This is a genomic window from Bacillus aerolatus, assembly GCF_009183655.1.
GTDB lineage: Bacteria > Bacillota > Bacilli > Bacillales > Domibacillaceae > Pseudobacillus > Pseudobacillus aerolatus.
In genome coordinates, this window is sequence record NZ_WEIO01000006.1 from 181,218 (window position 1) to 200,106 (window position 18,889).

Annotated in this window: 21 protein-coding genes; 2 read left to right on the forward strand and 19 right to left on the reverse strand. The window is 37.1% G+C overall.

Going from position 1 to position 18,889, the window contains the following annotated elements:
* Positions 1 to 239: 239 nt before the first annotated feature.
* The 3 genes from F9802_RS19685 to F9802_RS11885 are packed head-to-tail and all read right to left on the reverse strand — an operon-like array spanning position 240 to position 1,315.
* Positions 240 to 416: a hypothetical protein gene (locus tag F9802_RS19685; protein ID WP_191991915.1), complete on the reverse strand. Its 177-nt coding sequence runs from the start codon at positions 414 to 416 to the stop codon at positions 240 to 242.
* Positions 407 to 637, reverse strand: coding sequence for a hypothetical protein (locus F9802_RS19690; protein WP_191991923.1), 231 nt, complete (start codon positions 635 to 637; stop codon positions 407 to 409). Before F9802_RS19690 ends, F9802_RS19685 begins: the two co-directional genes overlap by 10 nt.
* A 39-nt stretch (positions 638 to 676) precedes the next feature.
* Entirely contained in the window at positions 677 to 1,315 is a 639-nt protein-coding gene (locus tag F9802_RS11885) for a trypsin-like serine peptidase (protein WP_225435321.1), read from the reverse strand.
* Positions 1,316 to 1,875: 560 nt separating this feature from the next.
* Here F9802_RS11885 and F9802_RS20280 point away from each other — a divergent pair.
* Complete coding sequence (locus F9802_RS20280) at positions 1,876 to 2,139, forward strand: hypothetical protein (RefSeq protein WP_152152196.1); 264 nt, start codon at positions 1,876 to 1,878, stop codon at positions 2,137 to 2,139.
* 134 nt (positions 2,140 to 2,273) lie between these two features.
* Here F9802_RS20280 and bluB read toward each other — a convergent pair whose 3' ends face one another.
* The 11 genes from bluB to F9802_RS11945 form a co-directional block, all read right to left on the reverse strand.
* Complete coding sequence (bluB, locus tag F9802_RS11895) at positions 2,274 to 2,915, reverse strand: 5,6-dimethylbenzimidazole synthase (protein ID WP_152152198.1); 642 nt, start codon at positions 2,913 to 2,915, stop codon at positions 2,274 to 2,276.
* Positions 2,916 to 3,103: 188 nt separating this feature from the next.
* A complete protein-coding gene (locus F9802_RS11900; RefSeq protein ID WP_152152201.1) occupies positions 3,104 to 3,436 on the reverse strand; it encodes an SDR family NAD(P)-dependent oxidoreductase in 333 nt (110 codons plus the stop codon).
* 109 nt (positions 3,437 to 3,545) lie between these two features.
* Entirely contained in the window at positions 3,546 to 4,937 is a 1,392-nt protein-coding gene (locus F9802_RS11905) for a phenylacetate--CoA ligase family protein (protein WP_152152203.1), read from the reverse strand.
* Between the two features lie 164 nt (positions 4,938 to 5,101).
* The gene (locus F9802_RS11910; RefSeq protein ID WP_152152204.1) at positions 5,102 to 5,494 is read right to left on the reverse strand and encodes a cobalamin B12-binding domain-containing protein; all 393 of its coding nucleotides are present in this window, start codon (positions 5,492 to 5,494) and stop codon (positions 5,102 to 5,104) included.
* A 43-nt stretch (positions 5,495 to 5,537) separates the two neighbouring features.
* Complete coding sequence (locus F9802_RS11915) at positions 5,538 to 7,250, reverse strand: acyl-CoA mutase large subunit family protein (RefSeq protein ID WP_152152205.1); 1,713 nt, start codon at positions 7,248 to 7,250, stop codon at positions 5,538 to 5,540.
* A 26-nt stretch (positions 7,251 to 7,276) separates the two neighbouring features.
* Positions 7,277 to 8,218 carry a methylmalonyl Co-A mutase-associated GTPase MeaB gene (meaB, locus tag F9802_RS11920; protein ID WP_152152207.1) on the reverse strand — a complete coding sequence of 314 codons (942 nt, stop codon included), beginning with the start codon at positions 8,216 to 8,218 and terminating at the stop codon, positions 7,277 to 7,279.
* A 36-nt stretch (positions 8,219 to 8,254) separates the two neighbouring features.
* Positions 8,255 to 8,968 carry a FadR/GntR family transcriptional regulator gene (locus tag F9802_RS11925; protein ID WP_152152209.1) on the reverse strand — a complete coding sequence of 238 codons (714 nt, stop codon included), beginning with the start codon at positions 8,966 to 8,968 and terminating at the stop codon, positions 8,255 to 8,257.
* A 41-nt stretch (positions 8,969 to 9,009) separates the two neighbouring features.
* Positions 9,010 to 9,747: a sigma-70 family RNA polymerase sigma factor gene (locus F9802_RS11930; RefSeq protein WP_191991917.1), complete on the reverse strand. Its 738-nt coding sequence runs from the start codon at positions 9,745 to 9,747 to the stop codon at positions 9,010 to 9,012.
* A gap of 148 nt (positions 9,748 to 9,895) precedes the next feature.
* Entirely contained in the window at positions 9,896 to 11,194 is a 1,299-nt protein-coding gene (locus tag F9802_RS11935; protein ID WP_152152213.1) for an MFS transporter, read from the reverse strand.
* A 1,059-nt stretch (positions 11,195 to 12,253) separates the two neighbouring features.
* Positions 12,254 to 12,382: a YuzL family protein gene (locus tag F9802_RS11940; RefSeq protein ID WP_152152215.1), complete on the reverse strand. Its 129-nt coding sequence runs from the start codon at positions 12,380 to 12,382 to the stop codon at positions 12,254 to 12,256.
* Positions 12,383 to 12,594: 212 nt separating this feature from the next.
* The gene (locus F9802_RS11945) at positions 12,595 to 12,864 is read right to left on the reverse strand and encodes a DUF2188 domain-containing protein (RefSeq protein ID WP_152152217.1); all 270 of its coding nucleotides are present in this window, start codon (positions 12,862 to 12,864) and stop codon (positions 12,595 to 12,597) included.
* Between the two features lie 277 nt (positions 12,865 to 13,141).
* Here F9802_RS11945 and F9802_RS11950 point away from each other — a divergent pair, with 277 nt between their 5' ends.
* Positions 13,142 to 13,330, forward strand: coding sequence for a hypothetical protein (locus F9802_RS11950; protein WP_152152219.1), 189 nt, complete (start codon positions 13,142 to 13,144; stop codon positions 13,328 to 13,330).
* Between the two features lie 129 nt (positions 13,331 to 13,459).
* Here the strand turns inward: F9802_RS11950 and F9802_RS11955 are convergent, their stop codons facing one another.
* The 5 genes from F9802_RS11955 to F9802_RS11975 form a co-directional block, all read right to left on the reverse strand.
* Complete coding sequence (locus F9802_RS11955; protein ID WP_152152221.1) at positions 13,460 to 14,809, reverse strand: gluconate:H+ symporter; 1,350 nt, start codon at positions 14,807 to 14,809, stop codon at positions 13,460 to 13,462.
* A 46-nt stretch (positions 14,810 to 14,855) separates the two neighbouring features.
* Positions 14,856 to 15,875 carry a zinc-binding alcohol dehydrogenase family protein gene (locus F9802_RS11960; protein ID WP_152152293.1) on the reverse strand — a complete coding sequence of 340 codons (1,020 nt, stop codon included), beginning with the start codon at positions 15,873 to 15,875 and terminating at the stop codon, positions 14,856 to 14,858.
* 91 nt (positions 15,876 to 15,966) lie between these two features.
* Positions 15,967 to 16,716: a glucose 1-dehydrogenase gene (locus tag F9802_RS11965; protein ID WP_152152223.1), complete on the reverse strand. Its 750-nt coding sequence runs from the start codon at positions 16,714 to 16,716 to the stop codon at positions 15,967 to 15,969.
* A 12-nt stretch (positions 16,717 to 16,728) separates the two neighbouring features.
* Positions 16,729 to 17,754, reverse strand: coding sequence for a zinc-dependent alcohol dehydrogenase (locus F9802_RS11970; RefSeq protein ID WP_225435323.1), 1,026 nt, complete (start codon positions 17,752 to 17,754; stop codon positions 16,729 to 16,731).
* A gap of 386 nt (positions 17,755 to 18,140) precedes the next feature.
* The gene (locus tag F9802_RS11975) at positions 18,141 to 18,827 is read right to left on the reverse strand and encodes a GntR family transcriptional regulator (RefSeq protein WP_152152224.1); all 687 of its coding nucleotides are present in this window, start codon (positions 18,825 to 18,827) and stop codon (positions 18,141 to 18,143) included.
* Positions 18,828 to 18,889: the final 62 nt, after the last annotated feature.

Genomic DNA, 18,889 nt, shown 5'->3' on the forward strand with positions numbered 1-18,889 from the left:
ATTACAACCTATCATTTTACTAAAATAAAATCTTTTTCCTCTTTTCTAAATTTTATAAAAGATTTCCGCTTCTTTCAACTTTATTTAATTACAAAAAGAGCTGTCCTCAGTGGCTTGGCTATTACGACTGACCTTATGCACAAACCGGGCTTAAACGTGGAGAATTTCGTTTAACCTATGTACAAAAAAAGTGGGCTATACAGTCAAATGAACTCTGACTGTATAGCCCTCCTCTTACTTTATTCTTTTTTTAAAACCTCTCTCGCTTCCTCGAGCGTAATCAACGGCTGTTGACACGCATAGTTTTCACACACGTAGACGAGCATTTCTCCCAGTGTATCCAGTTCAGGGAAATCCCAAAGCGATGCTTTTTCCGTCCACACATCGAAAGGGTGAAAATCTGCTTTTAGCTCCATAAGCAATTGTTTTTTTCATCACTGCTTCCTGCAAAAGCGATTTCACGCCCGCCTTCATATAAAGCGATAACCGCCTGCATCATATACAGCACGCCAACTGGCTGCTCGTTCAATTCCAAAGCAAAATGCCTGACAAGCTCAGGGAACATGATTGGCGAACTCTGTTGTTCTTGTGCAACCTTCTCCCGTACAACCAGTATCAGGACATATGTGTAATACATTACAGTTGCCGTCCGTCAAAAAATCGCTTTCTCCGCGAACTAATATACCTTCAACTTCATGGGTGTTACTGTTGAAAACAGGTGACCCAGAATTTCCTGAAATGTATCAAGATTGGCCATGAAAAAAGCAGCTGGCTGGTTGTATCGTACATTTGCCCCACTAGCAAACTTGGCAGGAATCCCCTTTGGATGACCTATCACATAAACACCTTGTCCATCCGGAATTCTTCCAGTTCTTCGGATTCTAAGGACGGGATGATTGGTCACAGGTCGATCAATTTCAACTAGGGACCAATCAGCCTCAATGTTGTTCTGCTGACGTGCTATAACTCTCACGCCTCGATATATTTCCGTATTGTTAATCACAGTTCGTGCAGTCGAATCATCAAGCATTTGAAAACCAAAAACAAATCGAATGTTTTTCGCATTATTTTGATTCACACAATGTCCTGCCGTTGCAATGATGTTTGGTGCAACAAGAAACCCAGAACAGAACGCTCCGGCTGGCTGATTACGAAACGGTTCCGTAGAGCACAAAACATTAGATTCGCCAAAATTTCGTGTCTTAAGAGTAGATGTTCCATTCCCATTGTTGATAATATTTCCAGCTTTGAAGAGAGCAACCACACTGTTTGCATTACTTACAACTTCTAGGTCAGTTACTTGAAAAATATCCACACGATCATCGGTTCCGTATATAACCTCCAACATATCATCCGGTCTATTTTTTTTAGAGCCTCAATAATATCACTGGTTTGAAAATCGCTAAGTACTTCATTACCAATCTCATTAGACTCCCGTAACCTTAGTTCATGTAATAATTCATCAGGAGAAAAGTTTTCCAATGCTCTAATTATCTGCGACATTGTTTGTTCCACCTTTCTTGTGAGCGAATAAAATATCATATTTGAAAAAATCACCAGGAACCTATGACAAATGGTCATCAAGAGCAACAGTTCTTAACATTTTCTCCTCTTTCCAAAGTTATATGTAAAATCACTACTGCTGCATTGTTTTTTAATATTCAAAATACACGTAGTTATAAAGATAGCTTCAGGGTTTCGCAATGATGAATACATCCGCAGCTAAATGCAGGACATGTTCAAGAAAAAACTCCAATAGAAGATCAACGATAAAACCTAATTTATCGCAATACGTCTTAAAGTCACTATATAGGCTTTCTGGAAGGCGTGCAGTCAATACCTTTGTTTTTTCTTTCCTTGATAGAGAAATGGTCGATGCTACCTGTTACAATAGGGACCATTGGTAGTTATACCGTTATAGTCACAGCGCTTGATGCCGTTATTTTTGGACTGTTAGCTGATAAAATAGGAAGAAAAAAACCATTGTATGGAACGAGTAAAGAAGCTGTGTTAAATCAAGTGTATTTGGCGATGATCGTTTATTGCTTAACCGTGCTGGCTCAGATCTCAAAATACTCGATTCTTCTGATCACCCGGTGGCTGAAGGAGCTTTCGTGGAAGCCTTGTGAGTCATGCTAAATATTGCATCGCACACAAAAAAGCCGAAATCACCTTAGAGGATCAATCGGCTTAATATTTTTATCTACTTATTTATCTTTATTTTGTAAATTAAATATCATTCGCGACTTTAGATGATTCCGCAGTATGGTTGTCTATTGTGACTCCCATTTATTTTGAAAAATAAGGTCATTTAATGATCGTCTTTTTTCCCAATTAGCTAACTCTAGAAGAGGTTTTTCTGGATATTGATCTGTGTAACCAATAGACATAAGCGCAATGGGATCAATATGAGGTGGAATGTCTAAAATATCACGAATGTCATTTTTTTTGTAAAAACTCACCCACCCCATGGCTAACCCTTCAGAACAAGCTGCTAACCACATATTTTGAATAGCGCAGGCTGTTGAAAGAATGTCCGTTTCTGGAATAGAATTACGTCCTAATACATGTGACCCTCCCCTAGTTGGGTCACATGTTACACAAATAGTTAAAGGAGCTTCTTTCAGCCCTTCCACTTTGAGGCTTAAAAACTTATTTTCTTTTTCTCCTTCATAATGAATAGCTAGTGCTCTTCGCTCTTTATCTGCTGCCCAAGCCAGTCGTTCTTTAACTTCTTGAGAAGAAATGACAATAAAGTTCCAAGGTTGCATAAATCCTACCGAGGGGGCGTGATGAGCAGCATCCAATATTTTATGTATGACTTTCATTGGGACTGGACTTGGTAAAAAACTCCGAATATCTCTTCTGCTATATATAGCTTTATAGACTGCTTCCGTTTCTTCTTTAGTAAACATATTTCTCCTCCTTCATCTTTAAATACTTCTATATACAATTAAATCTTATCACACATTAATAAATGGATAGCTGCATAATAGCTATCCATCGAGTTGGCTATATTAAAAAAGTTTAAACCCACTAACCATAGGGGGAATCTCAGCTGTCAATATTTATATCAAGATGACCCCGCTTAAAACTCAGCTAGCTATGAAATAACTTTCTCCCACGCATCCTCATCCATTTTTGTCAATAAACCATCAATCGTAATTCCCGCGTTATTTATTAATATATCTATTTTCCCGAAAGTACTGATTGTTTTTTGAAACATATATTCTATTTGTTTTGTATCCGAAACGTCAGCATGGATAAATACTATGTGTTCATCATTATTAAACTCATTTAGAGTGTTATTACCTGCTTCTTCATTAAAATCACTAATTACTACTTTTGCCCCTTCCTGCAGAAACTTCTTTGCTGTTACTTTTCCAATACCGCTTGCTCCACCGGTAATTAATGCCACTTTCCCTTCTAGTTTCATAACATTTCACCCCTTATTTACTTACCTTTGTAAATAAGAGAGAGGTCGCGTAATCTTTGTCATCTACACTCCCTCTCTTTGTGTTCTTATTCTTACTGTACATCCTCTGTTAACTTTTAAAATTACGTTTATCGATGACTCGCTTTGCTTTAAACTGAGTTCTTTCCAACACGCCAAGGGGCAGCAAGTCAATTTTAAAAGTAACCCCTGTTTCTCTCTTCAGTTCCCTGGAAATCTGATTTTTTAATTCTTTTTGATCTCTAGTTCCTAATGTTTCGCATTGTACAGTGACTTCATCCATTATGTTTTCACGCGTAACAATCATCACAAACTCTTCTCCAAGTCCATCAATTCTTCGGATTACATTTTCTATCAGACTCGCGTAAACATTTACTCCTCGAACAGTAACCATGTCATCAATTCGCCCGTAAATTCCTTTTGGCAAACGTGGATAGACACGACCGCAGGCACATGGTTCATCTGTCCATGTTGTCAAATCTCCTGACCAGTAACGAATCATTGGCTGAGACGTTCTTTCTAAAGGTGTATACACAGGTACTCCCTCTTCACCATATGGTACGAGTTTTTTGCTATGTTGATCCACTACCTCTGTATAAACTATATCCTGCCATAAATGCACTCCTTGACGATGTTTACATTCAGTATTGCTCATCCAAGGTGTAACTTCAGCCATCGTACCTGAGTCAATACAAATACCACCAAAAGTATCTTCAATTTTTTGCTTTGTTGAAGGAACACCGGCTCCCGGTTCACCAGAAAAGAATAAAATTCTAAAGCCAAACTGTTTAGGATCAACACCTAATTCCTTTGCTTTTTCAGCAAGATACAAAGCATAGGACGGGGTACCATAAAATACAGTCGGTTTTATTTCCTTTAACCAAGATACTGCTTTTTCTGTTTGCCCTGATTGTCCCGCTCCAAATGGAAATGTTTTCGCTCCCAATCTTTCAGCCCCAATAAGCGCTCCCCAGCTGCCGATATACAAACTAAGTGGTGAAGCAATAAATACTAGGTCACTAGGGCGCATACCAAAACTCCACATTATGCGTGCATGCTGATGAGCAATTCTTTCCCAATCTTCTTTACCAAATGAAAATACGGTTGGTTTGCCGGTGGTTCCAGAAGTTCCTTGAATACGATGGACTTCTGAAGGCGCAACACAAACATTTGAACCAAAAGGCGCGTATTCTTCCAAGTCTTCCCTTACTTCTGCCTTCGTCGTAATAGGTACCTCTTCGAACTCTTTTAAATTTTTAATATCGTTTGGGTGAAAACCAACTTTATTCCACTTTCTCTGATAAAATACTGATTTTTCATATGCATACTGCATCACGTTCTTTAATTTAAAAAAAACCAATTCATCCAGATCTTCTTTAGAAGCAGTTTCAATATCTCTATACCAGTATTTTTCATGTTCATCCGGCAAATACTCACTATCATATTTTGGCGGCCAGTGTTGCAAAAGCGAGGTTTTCATCATATTTCCTTCCTCCGTTTGATTGGTTTATTAGAAAAGCTTCCATAAGTAATATTGCAGCATATTAGCTATTTGCAAATTTCTTATATATCCATTCTATACACGACTTCAAAAGAGTCATTTAGCAGAGGCGATGATAGTCAACACTCATCACCCCTTGTGCCATTTTAGGCGATGCTGTTTTTTACTTTCGAACGGATAAATTCAGCTATACTTTCAATTCTTGTTTCAGGACCAAATACTTCAGCAATGCCCGCTTCTTGGAGTAGAGGTATATCATCTTCCGGAATGACTCCCCCCATTATGATTAAAGCATCTACGCCTTTTTCCTGGGCAATTTTCACCACTTTTGGTCCTAACGTTAAGTGGTTGCCACCAAGTGTACTCAACCCTATTACATCGGCACCTTCTTGAATGGCGGCGTCAACAATTTGTTCCGGAAATTGATTGCCTAAATAAACAACTTCCATCCCTTCATCTCTTAACATCCTGGAAACTACTAACGCACCACGCCAATGAATATCCAATCCTAATTTAGCCATTACTACTTTTACTTGCATGAAGAAGCCCTCCCTTTTCCTTCTATTTAGAATTTTCAAACAATCACGCTAATGGGAATTGCCAAAGTCCAAATTCTTCACGAAAAACTTCTTCGATTTCACCTAATGTAGCATAGGCCAATACAGCATCTTTTATATACGGCATAAGATTCACATCTTCGTGGCATTTTTCTCTTAACACATTTATAGCTGCTTCTACTTTTGCTTGATCTCTTTTCTGCCGGAGTTTTTCTAATTTTTCTTTTTGACGTTTTTCAGCAGATTCAGGATATCTGAACACTTCTACTTTTGTATTTCTTTGTTCAGTAGGAAAATAATTCAGACCAACTATTTTGTGCTTACCACTTTCAATATCTTTCTGCATTTCATAAGCAAAATCTGAAATTTCTCGATGCAGCCAACCACTTTCGACTACCGATACTAATCCGCCTTTAGATTCAATTTCAGCAATATAATCACGTATTCTTTGAGCCATTTCTTGTGTTAATTTCTCAACAAAGTATGATCCAGCAAGCGGATCTACTGTATTTACTACATTAGTTTCTGCTTGTATGATTTGTTGTGTTCTAATTGAGATTAAAGCTGATTCCTCGGTTGGAGCAGAATATGCTTCATCATAAGAGTCAACATGCAGCGACTGTGCTCCGCCTAACACTGCCGCAAGCCCTTGAATAGCTGAACGGGCAATGTTGTTAAGCGGCTCAACTTTTGTCAAAGTAATTCCGGCTGTTTGGACATGAAATCTCATTAAATGAGATTTTGTTTCTTGAGCGTTAAATCGCTCTTTCATTACTTCATGCCACACTAGTCTTGATGCTCTACATTTAGCAATTTCTTCAAAGAAATCATTAAATAAGTTCCAGAAGAACGATAATCTTTTAGCAAAATCATCAATTTTATTGCCTCTTCTAATTAACTCTTCTGAAGTGGCAATAGCATTAGCGATAGCACAAGCAACTTCTTGAACAGCTGTTGTTCCTGCTTCACGCAAATTGTATCCGTTGTAGCTGACAGGGTTCCATCTAGGTAGATTTTTACTTGCGTATTCAATTGCGTCACATTGTAATCTAAATGAAGCCTTCGGCGGCAATACCTCCAGCGAACTTCCAATAGCCGTCTCCATTAAAAAGTCGTTTTGATTCGTACCCGATAGTTTCTCTAAAGGAATGCCCTTTTTTTCTGCCATAGCTGCAAACATAGCCATAACAACCACTGTTGTACTTGGCAGGTGAGTAACGATATTACTTGAAATTTCATCAATCGGAATACCATCATATAGAGCTTCCACGTCTTCGATTGAATCAATAGCTACTCCTGCAGCACCTACATGGCCTTCTCCCTCTGGATCATCTGAATCGTATCCCCGGATGGTAGGAAGATCTAATACAACACTCGTACCTGTAGCACCATTTTTCAGGAGGAATTTAAAACGTTCATTTGTATCTTCTGGCGTTCCAAAACCTGCAATTTGCCGCACTGTAAACAATCTGCCTCGATACATATTAGGATAAACACCGCGAACATAAGGAGCTTCCCCAGAAAAACCAATATCTTTAAGATAATCAATATCCTTAATATCATCCGGAGTATAAAGTAGATTGACAGGAATACCCGAATCAGAATAATATTGCCCTTCACCTACTTTTCCTTTTACCGTATTCTGTTGCCAATGCTCTTTTTGAGCTTCAATTTCCTGGATTACTTCCCGATCAAAGAGCTTTTTTTCTTGATTTACATTTGTAGTATTGTTTGACATAGCAACCTCCAGGTTTAAGATTATTTTTATTTGTTTACTAAACTGTTTACGATCTCATGTGAAACTGTAAACGGATCAGCCTTCCCTTCTCTTACTTCCTGAACCTTTCTCTGCCATACAACTTCCTTTTTGATGTACTCTTCTACTTTGCTGGAAAGCAAGCTTTGAATCATACTATTTAATCTATCAATATTTCTAATTTGCCTTTTTTCTTTCCATATTCCTGAAATTTCTAAGTGATTTTTATGTTGAAAGATTTGATCAATTAAATCTTCAATTCCCTCTTCTTTAGTCGCCATTGTTTTAAGGATAGGGGGTTTCCAATCGGTTTTCCCTGATTCTCTCACCATCATATTTAAATCTTTAACACTTTCATTTGCACCAGGCCTATCCGCCTGGTTAATTACGTATAAATTCGCAATTTCCATAATGCCTGCCTTTAATGTTTGCAATGTATCTCCTAAACCAGGAACATTGACTAATACGACGGTATCCGCAACCCCTAAAACATCAAGTTCTACTTGGCCTACCCCCACTGTTTCAATTAAAATAATATCTTTTTCATAAGCGTCGAGTACTTGAACGATATCAGCAGTTGATGCGGCTAATCCTCCCAAATTCCCTCTCGTTGCTAAACTCTTAATAAAAACATTAGGAGTCTTAGCTAATTCTTGCATTCTTATTCTGTCGCCTAATAGTGCTCCTTGAGTAAAGGGGCTTGTAGGGTCTATACAAACTACTCCAATATCGAAATTTTTGGCTGCCAGCTGTTTACAAAGCTTGCTGACTAATGTGCTTTTTCCTGACCCTGGAGGTCCTGTTATACCTACAATATGGGCTTTGCCTTTTCGCATTGAACTATGTTTAAGTATTTCAAAACTTATTGGTGTTTGGTTTTCCACCTCTTTAAGCAATTTACCTAAAGAAACATCATCTTTAGTATCGAAATATTCCGTTAACTTCTCCAAAAAATCACCCCCAATAAAGATTCGTAATCACAAATTTTACTCATGTTGTAATATTCCTAATTCTGCTTGTGCACAATTTAAGTGCGCAGCCATAACCCGGTTAGCTTCAATTGAATCCTTCTCCTTTATAGCCTCATATATGGCCCAATGTTCCTCTTGGAAACGTTCTAACACTTCCCGAGAAGTAGCTAATTCACTTCGTGTCGTTCGAATTTGTTCTCCTAATAAATCTGAAATAACTTCTACTAAAATCATTAACATCCTATTTTGAGATGCTTTGACAATCGATTGATGAAACAGGAAATCAAAGTATGCCTCGGCTTCTTCATCTTTGTTTAAATAATGTTCATCCATTTCTAATAGGATTTTATTTATTTCTTGTAAATCCCTTTCCGTTCTTCTTTTAGCAGCAAAACTGGCAGCTGCCATTTCAAGTGCAATCCTCACTTCAAACAATTCAACCGTGTCTAATCCTCTTGAAACAGCAACTAAAGACATAATCCCTTTTAAATTTTCTGGATTAGCTTGTTTTATTATTGTTCCTTCTCCTGATTTGCCTTCGATAATACCTAACATGCTTAAAATAATAAAAGCTTCTCTTAAAGAGGAACGGCTAATTCCCATTGACTCTGATAGTTCAATCTCATTCGGCAATTTCTGGCCTACTTTCAATTTTTTATTAAGAAGCAAATTCTTTATTTGATCTAAAACTTCCTCAAACTTCTTCTTTTTTCCTATAGCTTTAAACATAATTTCTCCTTTCTTGTTTGATTGTCAGACAAACGTAGAAGTTATAAATACGAAGCGATTTCTTTCTTTATCTGCTTAAAAGCTGTTGTAAGATGTTTTGAAACCATCGACTGTGAACAGCCAATTATTTTTGATACTTCTGTTTTACTAAACCCTTTAAAATAATGAAGATAAATGACTTTTCTTTGTTTTTCATTGACATGATCGAGAAACATTTTCACCATAATATTATTGATTGCCTGATCCTCGACGCTTTGGATTTCACTTTTTAATTGCTGGTATGATTGAATTATTCTATCTCTTTTTTGTGTTTCTCTGCTTTCTTGATAGATTATTTCTTGCATACCATAAACTAGATCAAACGCGTCATCCTTGCTTATTTCGAAAAATCCCATAGTTTCTGCTATGGAAGGGTCATTTTGATTATGAATCCAATATTCTTCATGAAATTTTTTATATTTCGGATATAGTTCACGAATTCGTTGAGAAATGACAACCATGTTAGAATCGTTAGACCGTGAAAAATTTCTTAGTTCTCCTTGGATAGATAAGTAAGAATACCTGACCCACTCGTTTCTGGATAAGTTCAAATCTATTTTTTTAATTGCTTTAAATAGTCCAATGTAAGCCGCCTGTAGAAGATCTTCCCACTCCACTTTATTTACAGCCATAAATTGGGCTGGTGATTTTGTATATTCTTTTATAACATACTTAACAAATTTACTGGCTTCATCACTCTGAATTAAATCATTCAAGTAGTCAGTGTTTTCTTTTGCCATCGTCAACGTCTCTTTAGTCATTAATAACATAGTTCCCTCTCCTACTTTCAAAAAAATGGTCAAGAGTTTCTGTTTACTCGCTACTTTAAATTTATGAGATGGATAAGCGGTAATTAACGGCCCCTCTTGACCCCAATGAATTTGAATTTTAGTCTAATACTTGTTTCGCTGAAATCATAAAACGTGTTAAAATAGCTCCCATCAGTGCTAATGCTGCACCTAAAAATAAAACGTATTGCCAGGAACCAAAAAATACGATTAAAAATCCCGTTAAGGCAGGAGCAATGATTCCTGCTACTGTACCTGAAGTGTTCATAATTCCTGATAATGTACCAGCAGTTTTGGGTCCAATGTCAATAGGTAGCGTCCAAAACATGGTGAAATTAATCCCTAGACAAGTTACAGATAACGTAATGTAGGCAAGAGCCGCCCACTCATTAGGCGTATATGCCCCTAACGCCATAAATATTGCTGTTCCAAGGAAAGAAATATAAATTGGTATTCTTCTCGATTGACTGAGAGTATACCGTTTTGTTAAATAATCAGATAGAATACCTGCTAAGTTCATAGCAATAAAGGCACCTAACCATGGAAGAGCCCCATATATTCCTACTTTTAATATGGTGAATCCTCTTTCCTTCATAAAATATGCAGGAAGCCATGTAAGATAAAGGTACCAGTTATAGTTTTGAAAAAAGTAAATTAAAGTGACTCCCCAAACTTCTTTGATACGAAATATTTTTGACCATGAAATTTCCACTTCTTTTTTGTCTTTCACTTCACTGCCATCTTCCATTTCTGCCAACTCTTCATCGGAGATAAACGGATGATCTTTGGGATTATCAGTAGCAATCTTAAGCCAGACGACAGCCCATATAATACCTAAAACGCCAAAGAAATAAAATGAAGCATGCCAATTAAATTTTGTTGTTAACCAAGTTGTAATTGGGGCAGTAATCATTACACCAACCGCCATACCTGACATATTGAGTCCTTGCCATCGCCCCCTTGTATGCAGCGGCGACCACCTTGAAACAACAGAGGTATGAGATGGAAAGTTAACAGCTTCACCTACACCTAATAAAAATCGAATCACTAACATGGAAGCAAAACTCCAAGCTAGCGGAGTAAGTATGGTAAATACAGACCAAACAGCAACTCCAATCGCAAGGAATTTGACTCCTCCCCATTTATCTGACATCCATCCCGCAGGAATACCTAATAGCAGATAGCCAACAAAAAAAGCTGATGCTAAAAGGCCAAATTGTTGTTCATTCCAACCGAATTCATCCATCATCGTGACAGCAACAATTGAAATATTAGAACGGTCTGTATACGCAAGGACTGTGCTCAAGAATATGAAAAACATTACCCACCAACGAGCTTTTATCTTTCTAGGAGCCTTTGGAGCTTTCACTTCTGCATTTTCTAACGGGAGCTTTTCCATTTAAGATACCTCTCCTTTATACAGAATGGTTCCATGCTGTCCTTACTCTAGCTGTTTGGTGACTCTTTAAGCTAAACGAAACCTCCTTTTCAAGTTGCAGTTTTTTGAAAGCGCTAACATCTCTATACAAAACGTAAAGAAAACACAGTTAAACATGAAAACTAATATATTTTAATAGAATCAAGCTAATCTAAAAAACTTAGTAAGATTGTCAGACAAACAAACCGCTTTTTCCTAACTATATGTTTTTAACTTTCAACCTAAGTTATATATTCACTATCAGTTGAAGCGAAAGATATTCATCTAATGTCCTCCTTTTCAATTAGTTAGTGATTGTATTATTTTTTAAACATTAAAACTTTTTTTGAACTATACGAGGAACATAGTGAAATTATGCAATTTCAAACATAATTTTTTATTGAAAATAAGCAAGGTTTTACTTAAGAAGAAAACACAGTAACGGAAAACTTAATATGATTGTCAGACAAACTAACCTCATTAGTTTTAATCTTTCATAAAAACAGACAGCTTGTTGCGGAATTTATGTCTTTTTTAACCAGAGAATTTTTATTCTGTCACTTCTTTATGCAGAATTGGTTATAGTCCTGATTATTTTAGATTCATGAAGGAGCTAACCTCCTTTCCCAAGCTTCTAAACAACTAACTACGAATAATTAAGTAAATGGAAAACACCATAAAATGAAGGGGCATCACTAAATACACAAAAATGGAGTAGGATTCTTGAAGAGACTATCACAGGATAAATAGGTAGATAAATCTTTTTTATTAAACAACTAAGTGATATTTGAGTCCTATCATAAATGATCCGAAATTATCTGTCAACTAAATTTTTAGAATTATCTGTTTATTTTTCTATCTATTTATTTAAACAGCTTGTTGGTAATATACTTAGGTTAAAAGTCAATTGAATATTGAGTATGTAAAAGCAAAAACCGAAATTCTAACGTAATGAAATTTCGGTTTTTGCTTTTTACAGCTATTCTCGGCTTAATTTTCTTAACTGAAAATTGTCTTTTTAATCACCAATAGTCATATATTTTACTTCCTCTTTTGATGCCGGGCTGAAGATGCCGCTCTTCCCCCGGTTTCTATATTTGTCGTTCCTTGTCCTTTGACTTCTGGTGAGCCCAATTCCGATTTTGATGGATCTTTTTTACGTTTTCCCATTTTTATCACCTCCCCCTTATTGTCTCAATTAGTTCCTATTTTTATTCCCTGAAAAATGCAGAATAAAAAAGCGATTGAAAAGACAATCTATAAGCTGAAACTTCCATCAGTGGGGGGTATTTTTCGATAAACTGTTACAATTCCGTGAAGCTCAATAAAATTAGCCCTAAGAAGGGAGCTTGGACTCCTTCCGGGCTAATTTCATCACTGTGTTACTGAAAGTTGTGTTGTTCCTCAATCTTTCCGTCTTCGTCGTGTATGATTGCCATCGTACACGCTTCCTCTGCCATTCGTTTAGCTTCTTTTACTGCTTTAGGCTTGGAGTCCGAAGTATAGTCGGGTGCGTCTTCACCCTCTGTTTTGACAGCCCACTCTTCCTCGTCATGAGGCACAACGTGAAACCTTGCATCGTCAGTACCCGCTCGTTTTTTAAAATATTGGTCACGCTCACTATTTTCTTTCTCGCCATTGCTCTGTGCCATGAGAATACCTCCTCTTTTCCTGATTGTATTATCTATTGATGCGTACAATAACTTTACCCATTCTAATAGCTTTAAAGCGTCTTCTATCTGTTTTTCACTAAAATTGTTGGAACTATCCCTCCAAAGTCAATACTACATCAGAAAAACGGTATCAATACTATTAATTTAGAATTATTTATATTACTAAATATACATTTATGTTTCAGTTTGATGAAATCGGGTATGTCAAAGTGTAACAAGTTATTTAAAAGGGAAAAAGTAAAGGTTGGTTAGCTAAATGAGAGAATATTTAAAAAGAGTTGTTACCTATTGTCCAAGTATTGAAGGTAAAGTTAATCAAGAAGTTAGTTTTAGAGGTGTGAATGGCAAAAAAGAATTTTCTGCTACTTGTACAGGAATAAGGGATAGCTGCTATGATTGTTTCATCGTTCAATCTGCTAATAATAAGATGTATTGCCAAGACTGAATTAGCCTAATAAGGATAATTCAGTTTTTTAAGTTTTAGATAAAATATTTAAAAATACCCAAAAGCCAAAGCTTTTGGGTATGACATTCATCGTTATTTAACACGCTCTTTATATCGTCTAATTCTGCCTTAAACAAATAGGCTAAGAAGTAAAACAAATCCAAGACCACACACTGAAATAATCGTTTCAAGCACAGTCCAAGTTGCGAATGTCTCTTTCATCGTTAATCCGAAGGACTCTTTAACAATCCAGAAGCCGGTATCATTTACGTGTGAAGCAATGATACTGCCTGCACCTGTTGCTAATACTAGTAATTCTACATTAACTTCCGTTCCTTGCATCATTGGAATAACTAATCCAGCTGTTGTTAACGCAGCTACTGTCGCAGATCCTTGTGCAAGTCTAATGACAGCAGCGATAAGCCAAGCCAATATTAGCGGTGATATTGTACTTCCTTCAAAAAGAACAGCAACATAATCACCAACACCGCCATCGATTAACACTTGCTTAAGGGAACCACCAGCACCAAGAATGAGCAACATCATTCCGATGGATGCAATCGACGTTTCTGCAGATTGCATAAGTTGTTTCATTGGGATTTTTCGTGCCACTCCCATTGTATATATTGCAAGTAATACAGAAAGCAACATAACCGTAGTTGGAGCACCAATCATTTTGACAATGTCAATAAATAACACAGGTAAATTCAACTCATCTTGAAATAAAGTAACGATCGTTGAAAATGCCATTAAAATAACTGGGAATAACGCCGTAAATGCACTGATACCAAATCCTGGTGTATCTTCTAATTTAAATTGTTTTGCGTTACCGATGGAAGCCATACTTCCTGTAGGTTCTTTTTCAAAAGCTGATGGTGCAAATTTTCTTGCGAATTTTGTAAACAAAGGACCAGCTATAATCACTGTTGGAATAGCAATAATGAAACCGTACACTAATACTAAACCTACGTTCGCTCCAAATTCTTGAGCAATAACAGTCGGACCTGGATGCGGCGGTAAGAAGGCATGGGTTACTGATAATGCAGTCGCCATTGGCATACCTAACCATAAAAATGATATTTTTAAATGTTTAGAAATTTGATAAACAATCGGAATTAATAATACGAGGCCTACTTCAAAGAACAATGCAATACCGAGAATAAATCCAGCTGCTACAACAGCCCATTGAATTTTTTTCTCGCCAAACTGATTAATTAATGTCATTGCAATACGCTGGGCTCCCCCAGCATCTGCAATCAATTTACCAAGGATAGCTCCAAGTCCAAAGACTAAGGCAATACCGCCTAAAGTGTTCCCCATCCCACTTTGAACGGAAGCCACAATCTCACTAATAGGCATACCTAAAGCTAAAGCAATTAAGAATGAAACGACAACTAATGAAATAAATGTATTCATATTAAATTTCATTATTAACACTAGTAAAACAACAATCCCTAAAGCGACAATTACTAAAGGCATAACTTTTTCTCCCTACTAATTTATAATTTAAAGTTTTACTTCTTTCTTAGTCAAAAACAATAACAGCTTTTCGAACTAGTTGAGGGTTTTTTTCTACAAATTCGAATGCTTCTTTTACTTCACTTAAAGGAAATTTATGTGTGATTAAACCATTATGCGTTAATTTCTTTTCATTTAAAAGTTGGACTACTTTGCCAAATTGATTTGTTTGAAGCCTAGAACCTGTAATCGTTAATTCTTTTTTCGTAACAGGTAATTGGGCTATGGATGATGGTTTCGCATTAAACCCTAGCGTAACAACATTACCGGCGGCAGAGGCTACATTTACACTTAACTCGAATGTTTGTGGTGTACCCACTGCATCTATAACAATATTGGCTCCTTCATCGTTTGTAATTTCATATATTTTACTTTCTAAGTCAACTTCATTTGGATTGATTGTGTAATCTGCGCCATTTTCTTTCGCAAATTCCAACCTTTCATTTGTAATATCTGAAATAATAACAGTTGCTCCATGGATCTTAGCCATTTTCAACACACAAATACCAATTGGCCCTGCTCCTTGAATAAATACAGTATTTCCTTCTTTCACATTGCCTCTCCATGTAGCTTGGGCACCAATTGTATATGGTTCAGCCATTACTGCCTCGTCCCAATCAATTTCAGGATCTACTTTATGCACTTGTCTTTCAGAAAGCACGGCAAATTCTTTCATGCCGCCATCTTCATGTACGCCAAATACGGATACTTCTTTGCATACATTTGGTCTTCCACTTTTACATGCATAGCATTCGCCGCAATAGCTGATTGGTTCAATAACCACATGGTCACCAACAGCTACTTTATTTACATTCGAGCCGATTTTTATTACCTCTCCGGCAACTTCATGTCCAACAATTCTTGGGTACGTAGCGAGAGGGTTCGTGCCATGATAAATATGCATATCTGAACCGCAGATACCTACTCTTTTAATTTTTACTAATACCTCATTTTCTTGTTCTATTTCTGGTTGAGGTATATCCAATACTTCTATTTTGTATGCTTCTGGAATCATAATTGCTTTCATCATTTCCACTCCTGCTCAAAAATTCTAGTAAAAATATTGTTATTTCTAGAAGGGCTATGTTGGCGGACCCTTCCGATATCGTCTTCTGTTCTTATCTGCCTAACCACCCGCCATCAACTGCTAATAAATGGCCATGAATATAATTCGAGGCATCAGATGCCAAGAAGACAACTGTTCCCATAAAGTCTTCTGCTTTCCCCCAGCGGCCTGCTGGAATACGCTCTAAAATTTGTCGATTTCGCGTTTCATCCTGTAATAATGCCTCGTTCATATCTGTTGCAATATATCCAGGGACGATAGCGTTTACATTAACATTCTCTTTTGCCCATTCATTGGACAGCGCTTTTGTCAGCTGGGCGACGCCGCCTTTTGCTGCCGCATAGGCTGGCACTGTTAAGCCGCCTTGAAATGATAATAAAGAGGCCATGTTAATAATTTTTCCACTTCTTTGAGGAACCATGAACTTTCCAGCTTCCTGGCATAGAAGCCAAACACACTTTAAATTTACATTGATTACATCATCCCAATCTTGCTCTGAGAATGAAACAGATGGTGAACGTCGTTGAATACCAGCATTATTGACGAGAATATCAATCTGCCCAAGCTCATTTACAACAGTCGGTATAGCTGCCTTCACTTGTAATTGATCTTCCAAATCACACGCAACAATGATACATTTTTGGCCCAATGCCTCAATTTCTTTTTGTACGGAGTGATCCTCTATATTACGCTGAAGCAAGGCTACTGCAGCTCCCGCTTCCGCTAATGCTATAGCCATTTGTCTTCCAATTCCTCTTGTAGCCCCCGTAATAGCAGCCACTTTCCCATCTAATCTAAACATCACTTCTCCTCCTTATACATTAGGCTGAATTAGGATTTTTAAAGACTCGTCAGGCTTTGTCATAAGTTGAAATCCTTTTTCAATCTCGTCTAACGATAATTGATGTGAAATTAAAGACGTTATATCAATTTGTCCGCTCGCCATCATATTGATTGCTGTTGCAAAATCTGAGTGGCTATAACATCTAGTCGTCGTCAACGATAATTCACGGAAATGCATAGCAGCAAGATCAATAGTTGGCGGCTGCTTGTACACGCTTACAACAACAATCTGACCTTGAGTTCGGCAAGCATGAATCATCTGATTAGCTGTCATACTATTTCCGGCAACTTCAAAGACAACATCAGCTCCAGTTCCATTCGTTGCTGCTTTAACTTCCTCTACTACATCTACTTTTTTGCCGTCCAAGGTGATAAATCCAAGTTCTTCCGCCTTGCCTAAACGATATGGACTAATATCAGAAATGAATATTTTATCGGCTCCTGCTAATTTTGCTGTTAGAGCAATCAATAAACCAATTGGCCCTGCTCCTAGTACAACGACTGTGTCTCCCACCTTAACATTTGAACGTCGTACAGTATGAATTCCTACTGCCACTGGTTCCGCTAATGCAGCATGAGCATCAGACAGCGTATCCGGTACTTTATGCAAGCGGTGTAGTGGAACAGCTGCATATTCTGCAAATCCACCGTGATAATCAATCCCAATTAACCCCAGCGTTCTGCAAACATGTGAATTACCTGATAAACAAGCATCACACTTACCACAGCTAATTGTTGGTTCGACAACAATCCTATCTCCTGCATTAAAAGTTGACTCACCATTTATCTCTTCAATCACTCCGCTGAATTCATGCCCCATTGCTAAAGGAGCTTTAGCTCTAGGATGTTTTCCAAAGTAAATCATCATATCGGTGCCACAAATCCCCGCAGAAGATACCTTTATTAATGCCTCTCCCTGCTTCAAAGTTGGTTTTTCCAATTCCCCGACAACCACATTTTTTTCAGAGACATACAATCCGGCTTTCATAGTACTCATTTTTTTACCCCCAAATTATTGAGTTTTAATAAAAAACTAGAACATTAAATTAATTAAAATTCAATACATTGAATATATGTATACTTGTCGACAACTTACTTAAAAAACATTTTATTTGTATTAAAAATACTGGGTTTCATCCCTTCTTAAGTCCACTCTGTATGGAAAGCGCTCTCTTTATACACGCGTTGGTATGTAGAGGCACCCAAATAATCACGTTATGCTTGAATAAGATTGGCTGGCAGTGTTTCTGCACGATAACTATCGGTGAACAGTTACACGAATACCGAATATCCTTTTCACTCAATGTTTAACGTAAAATTTTCCCCTTTGCTGCTAAAGCTATCATAGAAATTTTTATATACCCTTAACAAGAATAGCTTCTTTTATAGGTTTTTAGGATTTAGCACCGTATTGTTAACCGTTTTTCTTGTATCCTCATAATGCTCTTGAACAACCTTTTGGATGTAATTGCTATCTTTTGAAATTAGAGCGCTTACTAATAATCGATGTTTTTCTATTAAAGGTTCTATTTCGTGTGTTTCTTCTACAATTCGTCTCTCTGTTGCTACTAATAAAGCTGTAAACACAATGTAACGAATATTATTCCACAAGTGTAGAATTCTTGTGTGGTCGGCCTCATGTATCATCACTTCATGAAAATATAAATCTTGATAAGAAAGTTCGACAAAATCACGATGCTTAGCAGCCATTTCCATCTTATCAATAGTTTTATTTAAAGTATGAATTAAACCTTCATGATCCATAGCTGAAAGACGTTGTATAACGAAAGTTTCAATTAAACAGCGGACATCACATAATTCCTCTATATCCTTTGGAGTTAACCCCAACACTACTGCTCCCATACGCTCCAAGCGAATTAACCCTTCATTAGAGAGCGTTTTCAACGCTTCCCTGACTGGAGACCTACTAGCATTGAATTCAGCAGCAATCTGATTTTCAGATAAGACAGTGCCTAGTTTAATACTTCCTTTTATAATTTGTAATCGTAACTCGCATGAAATTTTTTCTCCAAGTGAAACTCCTTGTAGTCCTATGGAAGGATACTGCATAGCTACTCAACTCTCCTATTAGATTCCATAAAAAATCGCTTACATCTATCTTTAGAATGGAT